Origin of the sequence: Paenibacillus sp. YAF4_2 (assembly GCF_052113225.1) — a bacterium.
GTDB lineage: Bacteria > Bacillota > Bacilli > Paenibacillales > Paenibacillaceae > Pristimantibacillus.
The window spans coordinates 151,410-166,199 of record NZ_JBFRCT010000007.1 but is presented as its reverse complement, the minus strand read 5'-3'; the positions used below and the strand labels follow the sequence as shown (position 1 = coordinate 166,199).

Annotated in this window: 14 protein-coding genes; 6 read left to right on the top strand and 8 right to left on the bottom strand. The window is 47.0% G+C overall.

All coding sequences use genetic code 11. From position 1 onward, the window contains the following. Positions 1-62: 62 nt before the first annotated feature. Positions 63-653 carry a TetR/AcrR family transcriptional regulator gene (locus tag AB4Y93_RS17750; RefSeq protein WP_441894199.1) on the bottom strand — a complete coding sequence of 197 codons (591 nt, stop codon included), beginning with the start codon at positions 651-653 and terminating at the stop codon, positions 63-65. Positions 654-767: 114 nt separating this feature from the next. Between AB4Y93_RS17750 and AB4Y93_RS17745 the strand changes: the two genes are divergently transcribed. Continuing rightward, the gene (locus AB4Y93_RS17745; RefSeq protein ID WP_441894198.1) at positions 768-1,547 is read left to right on the top strand and encodes an exonuclease domain-containing protein; all 780 of its coding nucleotides are present in this window, start codon (positions 768-770) and stop codon (positions 1,545-1,547) included. Here AB4Y93_RS17745 and AB4Y93_RS17740 read toward each other — a convergent pair whose 3' ends face one another. Next, positions 1,548-2,408, bottom strand: coding sequence for an ABC transporter permease (locus tag AB4Y93_RS17740; protein ID WP_441894197.1), 861 nt, complete (start codon positions 2,406-2,408; stop codon positions 1,548-1,550). It abuts the gene before it with no gap. Positions 2,409-2,569: 161 nt separating this feature from the next. Continuing rightward, positions 2,570-3,340, bottom strand: a complete 771-nt coding sequence (locus AB4Y93_RS17735; protein WP_441894196.1) for an ABC transporter ATP-binding protein — start codon at positions 3,338-3,340, stop codon at positions 2,570-2,572. Positions 3,341-3,686: 346 nt separating this feature from the next. On the opposite strand from AB4Y93_RS17735, the gene AB4Y93_RS17730 reads away from it, so the two are divergent. Next, entirely contained in the window at positions 3,687-4,559 is an 873-nt protein-coding gene (locus AB4Y93_RS17730) for a DMT family transporter (RefSeq protein WP_441894195.1), read from the top strand. A gap of 266 nt (positions 4,560-4,825) precedes the next feature. Here AB4Y93_RS17730 and hisA read toward each other — a convergent pair whose 3' ends face one another. Beyond that, entirely contained in the window at positions 4,826-5,581 is a 756-nt protein-coding gene (gene hisA, locus AB4Y93_RS17725; protein WP_441894194.1) for a phosphoribosylformimino-5-aminoimidazole carboxamide ribotide isomerase, read from the bottom strand. 152 nt (positions 5,582-5,733) lie between these two features. Between hisA and AB4Y93_RS17720 the strand changes: the two genes are divergently transcribed. Continuing rightward, on the top strand, positions 5,734-6,507 hold the full coding sequence (locus AB4Y93_RS17720; RefSeq protein WP_441894193.1) for an exodeoxyribonuclease III: 774 nt from the start codon (positions 5,734-5,736) through the stop codon (positions 6,505-6,507). Here AB4Y93_RS17720 and AB4Y93_RS17715 read toward each other — a convergent pair. Both AB4Y93_RS17715 and AB4Y93_RS17710 read right to left on the bottom strand, forming a co-directional pair. Continuing rightward, positions 6,497-8,023 (bottom strand): ABC transporter substrate-binding protein, encoded by a 1,527-nt coding sequence (locus AB4Y93_RS17715; RefSeq protein ID WP_441894192.1) that lies wholly within the window; start codon positions 8,021-8,023, stop codon positions 6,497-6,499. The genes AB4Y93_RS17720 and AB4Y93_RS17715 overlap by 11 nt on opposite strands. 169 nt (positions 8,024-8,192) lie before the next feature. Further along, on the bottom strand, positions 8,193-9,071 hold the full coding sequence (locus tag AB4Y93_RS17710) for an AraC family transcriptional regulator (protein ID WP_441894191.1): 879 nt from the start codon (positions 9,069-9,071) through the stop codon (positions 8,193-8,195). 213 nt (positions 9,072-9,284) lie between these two features. Here AB4Y93_RS17710 and AB4Y93_RS17705 point away from each other — a divergent pair, with 213 nt between their 5' ends. Both AB4Y93_RS17705 and AB4Y93_RS17700 read left to right on the top strand, forming a co-directional pair. Continuing rightward, positions 9,285-10,892, top strand: a complete 1,608-nt coding sequence (locus AB4Y93_RS17705; RefSeq protein WP_441894190.1) for a glycoside hydrolase family 43 protein — start codon at positions 9,285-9,287, stop codon at positions 10,890-10,892. Positions 10,893-11,164: 272 nt separating this feature from the next. Then, positions 11,165-11,677 (top strand): tetratricopeptide repeat protein, encoded by a 513-nt coding sequence (locus AB4Y93_RS17700; protein WP_441894189.1) that lies wholly within the window; start codon positions 11,165-11,167, stop codon positions 11,675-11,677. A gap of 49 nt (positions 11,678-11,726) precedes the next feature. Here AB4Y93_RS17700 and AB4Y93_RS17695 read toward each other — a convergent pair whose 3' ends face one another. Further along, positions 11,727-12,206, bottom strand: coding sequence for an NAD(P)-dependent alcohol dehydrogenase (locus AB4Y93_RS17695; RefSeq protein WP_441894368.1), 480 nt, complete (start codon positions 12,204-12,206; stop codon positions 11,727-11,729). Between the two features lie 311 nt (positions 12,207-12,517). Between AB4Y93_RS17695 and AB4Y93_RS17690 the strand changes: the two genes are divergently transcribed. After that, positions 12,518-13,735 (top strand): low temperature requirement protein A, encoded by a 1,218-nt coding sequence (locus AB4Y93_RS17690; protein WP_441894188.1) that lies wholly within the window; start codon positions 12,518-12,520, stop codon positions 13,733-13,735. A 59-nt stretch (positions 13,736-13,794) separates the two neighbouring features. On the opposite strand, the gene AB4Y93_RS17685 is transcribed toward AB4Y93_RS17690, so the two are convergent. Then, on the bottom strand, positions 13,795-14,673 hold the full coding sequence (locus AB4Y93_RS17685) for a carbohydrate ABC transporter permease (RefSeq protein ID WP_441894187.1): 879 nt from the start codon (positions 14,671-14,673) through the stop codon (positions 13,795-13,797). Positions 14,674-14,790 lie beyond the last annotated feature (117 nt).

Here is a 14,790-nt window from a genome sequence, read left to right as displayed (position 1 = left end):
TTAACAGCTGACCCAATTACTGTCAACCCTATTTTCATATAATTCCAATCTATTTACTGAGGTTACTTTATAACCAGCCTCAACATAATGTCTATGACATGGTCAGAAGGCTCCCCAAACCCACGATACGCCCACATCGCCGTATTATGGAACAGCGTCAGCAAGAGGGTCGCCAGTTCAAGCGGATCACCATCGGCAATCGTACCTTCCGCTTGACCATCACGCAAAATATCTGCAAGAAGATCACGGTTCCGATGCACATTCCGGTGAATGACTTCCTTCTCCTCTGGACCCAACACTTCTGTCGCTTGTGCCTGCAGCACAACCCAATACAATGTTCCAGTCCTGCTGCTGTGCATATATTGGCTGATCAGCCACCTTAACTTATCGATAGCTGTACCGCGGCCATCCCTTGCTGCCTGCAGAAGCTCCGTATACCTCTCTTGCGAGGACTGCACGAGCAAAAGCAAGATCTCTTCCTTGGATTCAAAAAAATTATAAACATGACCGTAGCTTAATCCCGCTTCGGTCGCAATATCCGATATTTTCGCTACAGCTACGCCACGTTTGGTAAAGACCGAGGCTGCTGCAGTTAAGATCTGATTGCGGCGCAGCTCCCTTTGCTGCTGATCCTTGATGACATTCCGGGCCATAGATTTTGCTCCTTCTACCATGATCCTCTCATGAGGTTCTCATACGCTCACTCCTGTTCACTCCTGATTTCTGTTAGAATGGATAGGCATGAGCAATTAATCGGGGGTTAATATATGGATTATATAATTCTGGACATTGAATTTAACGGACGCAAATTCGCGAGTGACCTTCCGATGGAAGTCATCGAGATTGGCGCTGTACGGCTGAATGCTGACTTGCAGCAGACAGATATCTTTTCTTCCCTAATCAGACCGGTCTACTTTTCCAAGCTGAATTCCTTTATTAAGAAAAAAACAGGTATTCCGCAGGAAGAGATTGATATAGCACCAAGATTCCCTCGTGTCATAGAGGAGTTTATCAAGTGGCTGGACCGAGGTGAACCGTTTATCATCATGACCTGGGGCGGCGAAGACATGAAGCGAATTGTCTTTGATACGCGGATGCACAAGATGGATGATGCCTTTTGGCTTTCCGTTGATTCTTTTGATCTGCTTAAAGGCTATCTTCGCTATAAAAATGTTACGAACGACGTCAGCGTCGAAGGCGCTATAGCCGATCTGAATCTGATCTCCGCAGGCAATGCCCATCGCGCACTTGACGATGCGATCATGACGGCAGATGTGTTCCGGGCCGTATTTGATCATCTTGATTTTGACGGCTATAAGCAGAAATACAAGGATCAATATACGAATGCCAAAGAACGCAGACTCGTCAAAAATGCAGTGCGTTCCATGCGCTCTCATAAGACAGCACCATCATGGGAGCTGTTTGTGACCAAGCATCTGGAAGGCAAAGTAACGATGACGGACCCGCGTAAGGAAGCCGAGCTTAAGCAATATTTCGAAGCGGAAGCTGCCAAGCTGCCGCCAAGCGTCAATCCACCTCAAATGTAATTATCCTTTGTAGCTGTCGCGCCATTTGAGCAGACGACGTTCCAGCACCCGTACGAGCGAGTCGGTTAATTTGCCTACGGCACCGAACAGGATAATCCCAATAAATACAACCTCCGTACGCATAAACGACCGGGCATCCTGGATTAAGTAGCCGATGCCCCGATCGGCTCCCATCAGCTCCGCTACAACAAGCACCAGCCATGCAATACTGATCGATAGCCGCAGACCAAGCAGAACATTGGGCATCGCAGTCGGAAGAACGAGCCGCAGCATTTGGTTCACCCGCTTGAACTCCAGGACACGCGCCACGTCAAACAGCTTCGAATCCACATTCCTCACGCCAAGAAACGTATTCACATACAGCGGGAAAAACGAGCCTAGCGCAATAAGTAATATTTTCGACGTCTCCCCAAATCCGAACCATAAAATAAACAGCGGCGTAATCGCAAGCAGCGGTACGGTACGAATCATTTGAACAGTAGGGTCCACAAGCTCTTCGAACTTGCTGAACATACCCACCGCAAGACCAAAGAGCAGCCCAAGGCTGCCGCCAAGCAGGAAGCCAAGCAATGCCCTGAGCACACTAATCTCCAGATGACGGAACAGTTCACCGGACACAACCATTTCATAGAACTCTTTCACAATCGAAGAAGGTGCCGGGAACAACATCGGATCCACGATTCCCGTCCCGCTTACATACTGCCAGCTCCCCAGAATGATTAGAGGCAGCAGGCTGCCAAGCAAAAATTTTCTTCCCTTGAAGTCCCCCTTCTTCCTTTGCGTGTGAACTCCCGCTATCGGCTTTGCTGTAACTTGGGACGGCGCAACTCCTTTTAAAGCTTCTGTTGTTGGATTAGACATGTTTTTCTCCTTTCAGCGCTTCAGTTATTTCAGTCGATTGCTCCTTGCGGTTTGTTTTTTTGATTAAGCGGTTTCTATGGTTAAAAACAAACACGCAATAGTCGCACTCGACCGAAATAACCTCCGCTAACAATTAGATACAATGACAATCTCCGCTGTCGCTAGATTGTGTAAGATTCTTTCTCTGGCTCCTCATGCTCCAACGACCTTAAGATTAAAGTACGAAGCTCCTGGAACGCAGCGCCTGTTCTTTTCCGAGGAAACGGAAGATCGATGGGTACGATCGTTTTGATTCGGCCGGGACGTGCGTCAAGAACGATAACCCGATGAGATAGAAAGACCGCTTCATCGATATCATGGGTTACAAATAGCATCGTTGTACGGTTCTCCCGCCATATATCGAGCAGCGCCTCCTGCATATGGCTGCGGGTAAAGGCATCAAGCGCGCCAAACGGCTCGTCGAGCAGCAGTACCTTTGGATTGCGGAGCAAGGCTCTTGCAATAGCAACACGCTGGGACATACCGCCAGACAGCTGTTTCGGATACGCTTTTTCAAAACCTTGCAATTTGACTAGCTTGATCAGCTCATCGACCTTCCTCCGGACATCAGGCTTCCGAAGAGACAGATCTGCGGCAATATTCCGCTCGACCGTCAGCCAAGGGAATAAACGATGCTCTTGAAAAATAAATCCTTTTTCCTGAGAAGGCTTCTTCACCTGCTCTCCTTCGAGCAGAACACGGCCTTCGATATCAATATCAAGTCCTGCAACAATCTTGAGCAGTGTGCTTTTGCCGCAGCCGCTTGGTCCAATAATCGATACAATCTCCCCTTGATTAACTGTCAGCTTCAGCCGATCCAGAACCGGGACCGCATCTCCTGCGGAGCGGAACGTTTTACTCACATCTACAATTTCCAATAATGCCGTCGACATAGCCGGCACCTCCTCTATTTGGTTTGTTTTACTCGATCCATCTTTTCCTCATTGGAATAGTAGGATTTAGGAATAAAAAAAAGATCCAATGGACACAGCCGAAGCCGTCTTCCATTGAATCTCTGGTTCGTCCAGTCGATTCGATCTCATTCTGACAGACTGACATTTCCGTCAATCCATCTCTATTGGTACTGATCATAACGAGAAAGGAAACAACTGTCAATCGTTTTTTCAAGAGGCTCGCAAGGAAAGGCAGGAGTTACAAATTGCTCCCGTTTGCCCTCTTGTAGTAGTATTACATGTTGGGTTTTTTATTCTATTTTATTGCATGGGAGAAGTATCATTCATGAATCGCGCATCAAACTACGCCTACGAGCTGCTCTATGTCGTTGGCATTATTGCCATCTCATTTTCATCGATCTTCATTAAGTGGTCGAGTGCCGAGCCGTCGGTTATCGGTATGTACCGCTTGTATCTAACCATTCTGATCATGCTGCCGCTCGCTTGGAAATACCGGCACGAGCTTACCCAGCATAGCGCCCGCCAGCTTCTGCTTTTATTTGCCTCCGGCGTCATGCTTGCTTTGCATTTTCTTCTGTGGATGTCATCCCTGAACTATACAACCGTCGCCAGCTCAACCATCTTCCTGGCGCTCGAGCCGGTTCTTGTTATGCTTGGCTCCTACTTGCTCTTTAAGACCAAAACAAACCGGATTATGCTGCTTGGTATGGGCATTGCAATGATCGGTACCGTTATCATCGGCTCAAGCGACCTCGCGTTATCGCAGGAAGCGCTGTACGGAGATGTCTTGTCGATTCTAGGTACAATCGCGGTCGCCATTCATATGCTGATCGGCAAACAGCTGCGGAACAATATAAGCGCATTCGCCTACAACTTCCTTGTGTTTGCGATTGCCGCTACAACCCTTGCCATTTATAACCTCATCCAAGGTTATCGTTTTACCGGCTACAGCTCGCATGAATGGGGCATCTTCCTTCTTCTAGCGATTGTACCAACCCTCTTTGGTCATTATTTGTTCAACTGGTTGCTGAAATATATGAACGCCACAGCCGTCTCCATGTCCGTTCTAGGCGAGCCGGTTATTGCATCAATTCTGGCGTGGGCTTTGCTGAAAGAGGCATTGACCGCTTGGCAGCTTAGTGCCGGAATAGTAATTTTGTTCGGGGTGTGGCTGTTTATGAGGCACGGAAAGGAATAACTTCTTTCCGTATTAACTGTTTGAGGCATAAAAAAAGAGAGGTCGTTTTTAATCACCTTAGAGAGGATAAGCAGAAAATGTATCTCCTGGAAGAGCGAAGCGTCTGCCTTTGTCTCCCCTTTGCTACCTTATTAAATTGTTCAAGGCAAAGGGGAGACAACAGCAGCGGAACACCGAATCTGCAATCAGTTAATCAAATCTGTTGCAGATTCGGTGTAGAAGATACATTTTTTGCGTTCCGATTCTAGGGATTAACTTCGAACTCTCTACCGCCGGCAGTATGCCACTACCTCATCATAGGACAGATTACCGCCGAAGATATCCAGCGCGCTGCCGATCGTAATATCCAGCTTGCCGTTAGTCAGACGGCGGAACAGCCCTAAATCCTCGAATGAACGGGCGCCGCCCGCATATGTCGTCGGAATTTTCACCCAAGCAGCCAATTGCTCGACCAAGCTTTCTAGAATGCCTGTCCGTTTCCCCTCTACATCTACCGCGTGAACAAGAAACTCACTGCAATACGATTCCAACTCGCGAAGGTTCGCTTCATTGACCTCAAAGTTGCTGAACGTCCGCCATTGATTCGTGACGACATGCCAGCTTCCATCCTTTTGCTTACAGCTCAGATCGATAACAAGCTTGTCCTTACCAACCTCAGATACGATCTTGTTCAAGTTGTCCATATTGAGCTCGCCATCACGGAAAATATACGAAGTGACAATAACCTGCGAAGCACCTGCCTCCAGGTATTGAGCCGCGTTGTCTGCTGTGATGCCGCCGCCAATCTGCAGGCCGCCAGGGTATTCACGCAGCGCTGCTAATGCAGCCTCTTCATTACCGCCGCCAAGCATAATAACATGACCACCTGTCAGGCCGTCCCGCTTGAACATCGAAGCATAATAAGCCGAATCATGCTCGGATACAAAATTTTCAACGACACGCTGCGGATTGGCATCCAGCGTTTCCCCAACAATTTGCTTAACCTTCCCGCTATGCAGGTCGATACATGGTCTGAACTTCATGTGATCTCCTCTTTCTCATCATCTGTTCCTTTATTGTAGCAGAATCGCTTGGCAGACGTATGCCGCAAAGGCAAATTTTTAGGGACTTCGAGGAGGATGCCATGTGTTACACTAGTAGTACTAGAGATGATAGAGAAGGAGAATACCGCTATATGAAGCTTGTATCTTGGAATGTAAATGGCCTTAGAGCCTGTGTAAATAAAGGATTTATGACGTATTTTAATGACATGGATGCAGACTTTTTCTGCCTGCAGGAAACAAAGCTTCAAGAGGGTCAAATTACGATGGAGCTAGGCGAACAGTATCATTTGTTCTGGAATTATGCCGAGAAGAAGGGATACTCCGGTACGGCGATTTTCACAAAGCATATGCCTCTTTCGGTAAGCTATGGGCTAGGCGAAGAAGATGATGACAACGAGGGACGAGTCATTACACTGGAGCTTGAAGACTTCTATCTCGTCAATGTGTATACGCCAAATGCAAGACGTGATCTGTCGAGGCTGGAGCTCCGGCTTGAATGGGAAGACAAGTTTAGAAGCTATCTCTTGCAGCTGGACGAGCATAAACCTGTTATTGTTTGCGGGGATTTGAATGTGGCCCATCAGGAAATCGACCTGAAAAACCCGAAATCCAACCGCGGCAACTCCGGCTTCACCGATGAAGAGCGGGAGAAAATGACGCGGATTCTGGACTCCGGGTTTATCGATACGTTCCGTTATCTGTATCCAGAGCAAACTAACGCTTACTCCTGGTGGTCCTATATGCCGAAGATCCGGGAACGGAATGTAGGCTGGCGTATTGACTACTTTCTGGCGTCAGCAAGACTTGCTCCAAGTGTCGTCGATTCCGCTATCGACAGCTTAATACTCGGAAGCGATCATTGTCCGGTTGTTCTGACGCTCGACTCGAGCAAGTCTAACGCTTAATATCCCAATTCTCCACATTGATAAACATGCCATAATCCTTTGGCGTTGCGCCGATCACTTTATGATTAACAGCGCCAAGGGGACGAGTCGCATAGATGGACGGCATAGGCACTTCTTCGGCCGTGATCTGCTGCAGCCTGCTGTAGGCTTGCTTAATCGCCGTTTCCTCCGTCTCCGACTGAAGGGATGACAGCAGCTTATTCACCTCGGGATTTGCATAACCGTTAGGATTCCCTTCTTGCAGAAAATAAGCAATATCCGGCAGCGGATTAACAAGAGACATCGAGACTGTCATGATGCCAAGATCGTAGTCTTTCTTAACGAGCTTATCCACCAAGGAAGCAAAATCGAGCATCTTAATGGTAACGTCGATCCCAACTGCCTTCAAATCATCTACCATCATACGAGCCGCCTGCTCCAGCGTGCTGTCTCCGGACAAGACGGATAACGTCAATTTTGTACCGGATTGCCAGCCCGACTCGGCGAGCAGGCTTTTTGCTTTATCCGGATTATATTCCACCTGCTTAACGGAAGGATCAACATAAGGACTGTAGCTTGTAAAAAAGCCATCCACTGTCTCCCCCGCTCCACGCAGCAATTTATTTACTATCCTCTCACGATTAATCGCGTAGGATACCGCTTTTCTTTGCTTTGCATTCGGCAGCACTTGTTCATTGATGTACATCAATTGAGTCGTGATCGAGGGTCCGTCGATTGTCGTTACATCAGACAGAGATTTGACCATCCCCTGATCTTGAATAGGAATCACGCCAAACGACGGAATGTTCATATCGATCTTCCCATTCTGAAGCTGTGCCGCAATGATGGAGCTTGGCAGCACCTTTACATTTAACCGGGTAATATGCGGCTCCCCTTTGAAATAAGCTTTACTTGCTGTCATTCGAACAAGCTTATCCTTTTCATAACTATCCAGCTTATACGGGCCGCTTGTGACGGCTGATTTTTGCACAAAATCACCCTGTTTAATTGTCTCCAGAGACTCGTCCTCAAGCTCAGCTTTCGGAAGCGTCAGCAAATAACGGCCAATCCTATCCTGAAACATGGTTAATGTTGTAGGTGCCTTTGTCTTGATCGTCATGGCATGGTCATCGACCTTCTGAACTCCGGCTAATTCCGACTGTGCCTTAGGCAAATATCCCTCTGAATCAACACCCTCAATGATCGCGAACATATAGGCATAGTTAGACGCAATATCTCGATTCGTCATTAGCTTCAATGTATAGATAACATCATCTGCAGTGATTGTTGTACCGTCACTCCATTTGGCATCAGGATTTAGTTTAATTGTAAAAGTAGTTTGATCTGTTGTTGTAATGGAATCCGCCAGCATCGGCTTTAAAGTCAGATCGTCATCCAGCTCCACCAGCGGCAAATACATCAGACCAGAAATATAGGAAGAGACTTGTCCAGCCGGCGACAGAGGATTTAAGGAATTAGGCGAGTAGGTTACTCCAATATTTATCGTTTTTGTATCAGAGGCTGGATGAAAGGTCATCTCTACTTTCCCGCATGCCGAAAGGATAAGTATTACGCCTATCAGCAGACTTAATAGGGAGCGCCTTCGGGTATGGCTTCGCAACGCCTATCACTCCTCTCTATTCCCAGCAGCTTCAAATGTCTAACCTATAGTTTACCACTCTAATCATTATTGTCTATCTTATCCATTATTCATGAAATCGGTCGCGATAACGGCTTGGTGACTCCCCCGTCCAACGTTTGAACTGTCTGCTGAAGTGTGCAATATTGTTGTACCCCAGCTTTGCGGAGATTTCTTCAACGGTAAGCTCAGGATCCATAAGCAGAAGCTTGGATTTCTTCAGCATTAACGTCGATAAATATTGCCTTGGCGATACGCCAAACGCGCGGGTAAACATACGGTTTACCGAAGAGGTGCTGTAACCGACCGCTACAGCAATAGCTGTTATTGTATCTTTATCGTCAAAAATCCCGCGTTCCTCCACATTCTCCACTGCTTGCTCCAGCAGAGCTGCAACTTGAGAAGCAACTTCCGAACTTCGGGCTCCTGCCGGATCCTGATTGAGCTTGGACAAAGTGCCGCTGATAACGGCAAACAACTCAAATAAAGCCGACAATATATGCATACGGGCTTCCGTCCGCACAACCGATTCCTCCGAGGTTAACTCGATCAGCTTGTCCAATGCAGGACGGATCGCCATCGCAAGTTCACTATCTGAAGGATAAAAGCATCTAGGACTGCGGCAAAGCAGCTCGCGAAAAGAAGGCTCGTCCACATCAAAATGGAGACAGTAATACGTCATCTCCTCTCTGCCAATCACTCTGCTTTCATGCCGGTCTCCAGGTCTAAACAGCAGCAGGTCACCTGGCTTTTGTTCATACCGCGTTCGATCAACAATAAACTCCTGCGTTCCGGATAAAACCAGGTTAATTTCAAATATAGGATGCTTATGCAGCGGATAGCTCCAATCCTTGTCAACGGTTCTCCAATGTGCACCAAAGACGCGGAAAGTAGAGTCCATATCAGGCAGCATAAACTCTCTTTTTTGTCGTTCTTTTTGCTCCATTCCAAACGCCTCCCGCATGATGCATCATATTGCTTGATTTGGGTAAATATCTTCTCACTATGGATATGGGATATCCGTTAATACCTTGATAATATATTGTTATCATAACATAACAGCTAATCGATTTAGGTGACGAAGAAGGGTAATTTTTTTTCTATTTCCAGTCTTTCCATTAGCTTATTTCGTGAACGTTGAGAGGAGAATTTTATCGCTATGGCCGTTATTCAGAACCCGATCTTGCCCGGCTTTAACCCTGATCCATGCATTTGCCGTGTAGGCGAAGATTATTATATTGCAGTGTCTACCTTCGAATGGTTCCCTGGCGTTGGAATTTATCATTCAAAAGATTTGAAAAATTGGCGGCTTGCGTCTCGTCCACTGAGTCGCCTCAGCCAACTGAATATGATGGGTAATCCGGATTCCGGCGGCGTTTGGGCCCCTCAATTGTCTTATAGTGACAACCAATTCTGGCTCATTTACACCGATGTGAAGGTGGTTGAAGGAAATTGGAAGGACTGCCATAACTACCTTGTGACTTGCAATACGATTGACGGTGAGTGGTCCGAACCAATCCATATGAACAGCTCCGGCTTTGACCCGTCACTCTTCCATGATGAAGATGGCAAAAAGTATTTTGTTAACATGCTGTGGGATCAAAGAGTCGGTAATCATCCGTTTTACGGCATTGTTCTGCAGGAATATGACGCTGCCGCGCAAAAGCTTGTTGGCAAAGCAGAGGTCATCTTCAAAGGAACGGATATTAAGCTGACAGAAGCCCCTCATTTATACAAGATCAACGGATACTACTACCTGCTGACGGCTGAAGGCGGAACAAAATACGATCATCAGGCGACGATCGCCCGTTCGAAGGAGCTTCGTGGACCATATGAGGTTCATCCGGAAAATCCGCTGATCTCGTCGCATGCCCATCCGCGTATTCCACTGCAAAAAGCGGGACATGCTTCGATTGTCCATACGCATACGGACGAATGGTTCCTTGTTCATCTGGTTGGACGTCCGTTGTCTCGGGAAGGACAACCGTTGCTTGATCCACGCGGCTTCTGTCCGCTTGGACGCGAGACTGCAATCCAGCGTCTCGAGTGGAATAACGACTGGCCCTATGTCGTTGGCGGCAACAAGCCATCTCTGACTATTGAAGGGCCAAACATCGAAGAAGTCGTATGGGGACCTGATTTCCCGGAGAAGGATGAATTTGATTCAGAGACGCTAAACCTTCATTTCCAGACGCTGCGCATTCCACTTGGCGAGAAGATCGTTTCCTTGAAAGACAACCCGGGCCATCTGCGTATCTACGGTAAAGAGTCGCTGACATCGAAGTTCACGCAAGCCTTTGTTGCCCGCCGCTGGCAGCATTTCCACTTTACGGCAGAGACGAAGATTGCTTTCAACCCAACGACATTCCAGCAATCGGCTGGTCTCGTGAATTACTACAATACGCAGAACTGGACGTCTTGCCAGATCACTTGGCATGAAGAGAAGGGCCGCATTCTTGAGCTGGTTGCCTGCGATAATTTCTCGTTCTCGCAACCACTGCAAGGAGCGGAAGTTGTAATTCCAGAAAGCGTGGAATATGTCTATATTCGTGTTGATGTAACGGAATTGACGTACCGTTATTCATATTCCTTCGATGGCGGTCATTGGACGACACTGCCCGTAACATTCGAATCACACAAGCTGTCGGATGATTATATCCAAGGCGGAGGCTTCTTCACTGGTGCATTTGTTGGTATGCAGTGTCAGGATACATCGGGTAGTGGGCAATATGCGGACTTCGATTACTTCTCGTATACTACATCGTAGCTCGTCATGGCGGGAAAAGTTCTCCTTACGGCTGCTGTTGCCCATGTGAATTTTTAATTGGATTAATTATAGTATATTCACATAGGCAAAGGCAGACGCTGTGCTCCTCCAGGAGAAACTTTTCCCTCTATTCCTCGTCGATGTCTTTATTTTTTGGGGGGAACAGGTAGATAAAAGAACGGAAGTAACCCGTGCCTGCGGGTTACTTCCGTTCTTTGTTTGTTATATGATTCAAAGAGTAGATGAAAACTTACAAACCTGAGGATGGTGACATGATGACAAGAGATAGGTTGAGTGAATTAATTAAACGGCGTGAAGAAGGACGAGCGAAGCAAGATCAAGAGATGTTGAGTGAAGTTCGTGAGCAGTTGTTAGAGCTGCTGTCGGAATACCCGGATGATGCGGAGATTAATTACCAGACAGGGATAGCTTATGATAATACCGGTCTTGGAAATTTGGCTATTCCCTATTATGAGCGAGCCATTGAGCTGGGCTTAAGTGGTGCTGATTTGGAAAGATGCTTAATGGGCCTTGGGAGTACATACCGCTACTGGGGGCATTACGAGAAAGCAGTTGAGACTTTAAGCAGAGGTATGAGGGAATTCCCTGATAACCGCGCCATTCAAGTGTTCCTCGCCATGGCACTGTATAATAGCCACCAGCCTAAGGAGAGTGTTGAACTGCTGATTACTAATCTAATGGAGACCACTACAGACGAAAAGCTTCATTATTTCAAACGTGGGATATTGGCTTATAATGAAAATCTTGATGAAAAAGCGGAGTAAGACTTAGCTTAACGGTTCTAGCTCTTCATCCGCACGATGAGTTTCCCCTTCACTTCGCCTTTCCCAAAATATCGAAAATTTTGAAAACAGAACGGGTACCCACAACATCGAGAATAAGATCGTATTGCTGTCCGCCAGCCGTAAAGTCTTCTTTTGTATAATCGAGGACATGATCAGCCCCTATGGAAAGCAGCATCTCCCGTTTGGCGGCACTGTCTACAGCGGTCACTTCTGCCCCAAATAACTTGGCATATTGGAGAGCAAATGTACCCACTCCTCCGCCAGCCCCATTAATTAGGACACGCTGGCCCTGCTGCAGATTCCCTTTATCCCGCAGCCCTTGCAAAGCTAGAACTGCCGCTTGAGGAATTGCCGCCGCTTGCTCAAAGCTTATTCTCTTAGGCTTTGGAGTCAAAGCGTTCTCATTAGCACATACATACTCTGCAAATCCACCCCAGCCGCAGCCAGACAGATCCCCAAACACCTCATCCCCTGGCTGAAACCGTTTGACGGAGGCGCCAACTGCGATGATCTTCCCCGCAATATCTGCACCAAGAATCGGAAATCTCGGCTTACGAAGTCAATACGGTGTGCTGGAATCTCTACCTCTTTGATCTGCAGAACATCAGGTGAGCCATATGTTTCATAGACCATAGCTTTCATCGTACGAGGTGATTGCTTTCCGGGTAACTCCGCAGCCTTTATCTCAACCTTCATAATAGCCCACCTTAGCTTGACGTCTCTAACTTTCTATATATACTCTCTCCCCTTCTAACGATGACTTTTCAATTATCACATGATACAATCAACAAAATCCACAGGAATAAAAGGAGAGAACGAATGAAGAGGTTGGCTTCAGATGCCGTACTGTTTCGCAGCAGAGGCAACAGCGATTCAGGAAAAGTATCCTTTATTGAATTGTTTTTTGATTTAATCTTTGTCTTTGCCGTTACCCAGTTATCCCATTCTTTTCTCAAAAATTTTACTTGGGAAGGGGCCTTTCAGCTAGGGATTCTGACCATGGCTATCTGGTGGGTCTGGATTTTTACCGCATGGGTGATGAACTGGCTTAATCCTGAAACCTCCCGTGTACGATTCATGCTGATAGGCCTTATGCTCGTTGGACTTATCATGTCGGCATCATTGCCGGAAGCTTTTGAGAAGTCAGGTATTTATTTTGCCTGTGCCTACACATTGTTTCAAGTTGGGAGAACAGCTTACACCGTCTGGGTTCTTCAAAAGGGATCAACGGAGCTCCGCATCAACTTTATCCGTATTCTTAGCTGGCTGACTTTATCCGGGATCTTCTGGATTGCTGGAGGAATTGCACACGAGGAAACCCGATTGGTGCTATGGTGCATTGCGTTATTCATTGAGTATCTCTCACCATCCCTTGGCTTCTGGATTCCCAAAATCGGCAAAACCCCAACAACCGTGTGGGATGTGGAAGGCTCCCATATGGCGGAACGATGCGGGTTGTTCATTATTATTGCTTTAGGTGAGTCCATTCTGGTTACAGGGGCGACCTTCGCCGAGCATGAATGGGATATCCTTGCCCTTAGTTCATTTGCCACAGCCTTCCTTAGTACGGTTACCATGTGGTGGATCTACTTTAATATGACAGCCAAAACAGGACATCACTTTATTGCTCATTCCAATGATCCCGGCCGTGTTGCCCGTTCCGCGTATACGTATACGCATCTGCTCTTGGTTGGAGGTATTATCTTATCTGCTGTTGCCGATGAACTCGTGCTCGCGCATCCAATCGGTCATTTGGAGATGAAGACCGCTGTCGTTATATTGGCAGGCCCTGCCCTGTATTTACTCGGTAATATGCTGTTTATGCGAATTGCCGCAGGTGTCATCTCTGCCCCCTATACAGCAGGTATCATCATGCTGGTTGTTCTATTTCCTTTTTACAGCATCCTGTCTCCCCTGCTCTTATCGTTCATTGCAACGGTTACGCTTATTGCCGTTTCGATTTGGGGATCCGTCTTCACCGAGCGGCTCTGTCAGGCCACACCGCTTCAAGGGCATCATAAAACGGAATCGCATTAAGAACAAAACGACCGCTTCCCCATTGATGGGAAACGGTCGTTTTCACTTTACATCAAGAATTAACCTTTAACCGAACCTGCAGCAATACCTTCTACAATCCGGTCACTGAGGAACAGGAACGTAATGAGGATCGGCAGAATACTAATCATCAGTGTCGCGCCAATCGCACCCCAGTCGGTTGTGTATTGACCGATAAAGTTCTGAACACCAACAGTTAGTGTTTTAAATTTATCCGAGCTGATAAACGTGTTAACGAAAATAAATTCATTCCAGTTGTAGATCATGTTGATGATCCCCGTAGTAGCGAGCACTGAGCTTGTCATCGGGAAGACGATCCGGAAGAAGACGGTATGAATGCTTGCCCCATCAATAACAGCAGCTTCTTCTACTTCCTTTGGCAGTGCATAGTAGAAGCCAAGCAGGATCATAATCGTGATTGGCATATTAAATGCCACATACGACAGGATCAGAGACAACGGGTTGTCGATCAAGTGTACTTTGTTGAACATACTGAACAGCGGAATAAGTGTCGAATGAACGGGGATCATCATCGCCACCATGAAAAGGCCAAGGACAAGCGAGCTGAGCTTCCATTTCATCCGAGTAATTGCGAAGGTAACCAAGCTGCCGAAGACAATCGTCAGCACGGTAGCCGCAACAGTAATCCATACACTGTTCAAGAAGTAAGTATCAATATTGCCAGCATTCCACACTTTGCTGTAGTTTTCCCAATGTGGAGGCGATGGCAAGGCAAATGGCGAGAGATTAAAAACCTCCTGGTTATTCTTCAGCGAGAAGAACATTAACCAGATAAGCGGATAAACCTGGAACACCGCAACGGCGATGAGAACAATGTACAGTACAGCATAGCCGACCTTCATTCCTATTCTCGAACCGGATTTCGCTTCGCCGCCCAGTTTCATAGTTGTAGATGACATGAAGCGTACCCTCCTAAAAAGAATTGTCACACAAACAGCCTGTAAAGGCTGTTCGTGATGATTCTTACTTCGTAAGCATATAAGTTTTGTCTTACTTCGTAAGCATATGATTCTTTG

Excerpts from the sequence above, each read along its gene's own strand:
- AB4Y93_RS17705 (WP_441894190.1), top strand. The coding sequence starts at position 9,285 with ATGGCCGTTATTCAGAACCCGATCTTGCCCGGCTTTAACCCTGATCCA.
- AB4Y93_RS17720 (WP_441894193.1), top strand. The coding sequence starts at position 5,734 with ATGAAGCTTGTATCTTGGAATGTAAATGGCCTTAGAGCCTGTGTAAAT.
- AB4Y93_RS17715 (WP_441894192.1), bottom strand. The coding sequence starts at position 8,023 with ATGACCTTTCATCCAGCCTCTGATACAAAAACGATAAATATTGGAGTA.
- AB4Y93_RS17710 (WP_441894191.1), bottom strand. The coding sequence starts at position 9,071 with ATGGAGCAAAAAGAACGACAAAAAAGAGAGTTTATGCTGCCTGATATG.
- AB4Y93_RS17700 (WP_441894189.1), top strand. The coding sequence starts at position 11,165 with ATGATGACAAGAGATAGGTTGAGTGAATTAATTAAACGGCGTGAAGAA.
- AB4Y93_RS17740 (WP_441894197.1), bottom strand. The coding sequence starts at position 2,408 with ATGTCTAATCCAACAACAGAAGCTTTAAAAGGAGTTGCGCCGTCCCAA.
- hisA (WP_441894194.1), bottom strand. The coding sequence starts at position 5,581 with ATGAAGTTCAGACCATGTATCGACCTGCATAGCGGGAAGGTTAAGCAA.
- AB4Y93_RS17730 (WP_441894195.1), top strand. The coding sequence starts at position 3,687 with ATGAATCGCGCATCAAACTACGCCTACGAGCTGCTCTATGTCGTTGGC.
- AB4Y93_RS17685 (WP_441894187.1), bottom strand. The coding sequence starts at position 14,673 with ATGTCATCTACAACTATGAAACTGGGCGGCGAAGCGAAATCCGGTTCG.
- AB4Y93_RS17745 (WP_441894198.1), top strand. The coding sequence starts at position 768 with ATGGATTATATAATTCTGGACATTGAATTTAACGGACGCAAATTCGCG.
- AB4Y93_RS17690 (WP_441894188.1), top strand. The coding sequence starts at position 12,518 with ATGAAGAGGTTGGCTTCAGATGCCGTACTGTTTCGCAGCAGAGGCAAC.
- AB4Y93_RS17735 (WP_441894196.1), bottom strand. The coding sequence starts at position 3,340 with ATGTCGACGGCATTATTGGAAATTGTAGATGTGAGTAAAACGTTCCGC.
- AB4Y93_RS17750 (WP_441894199.1), bottom strand. The coding sequence starts at position 653 with ATGGCCCGGAATGTCATCAAGGATCAGCAGCAAAGGGAGCTGCGCCGC.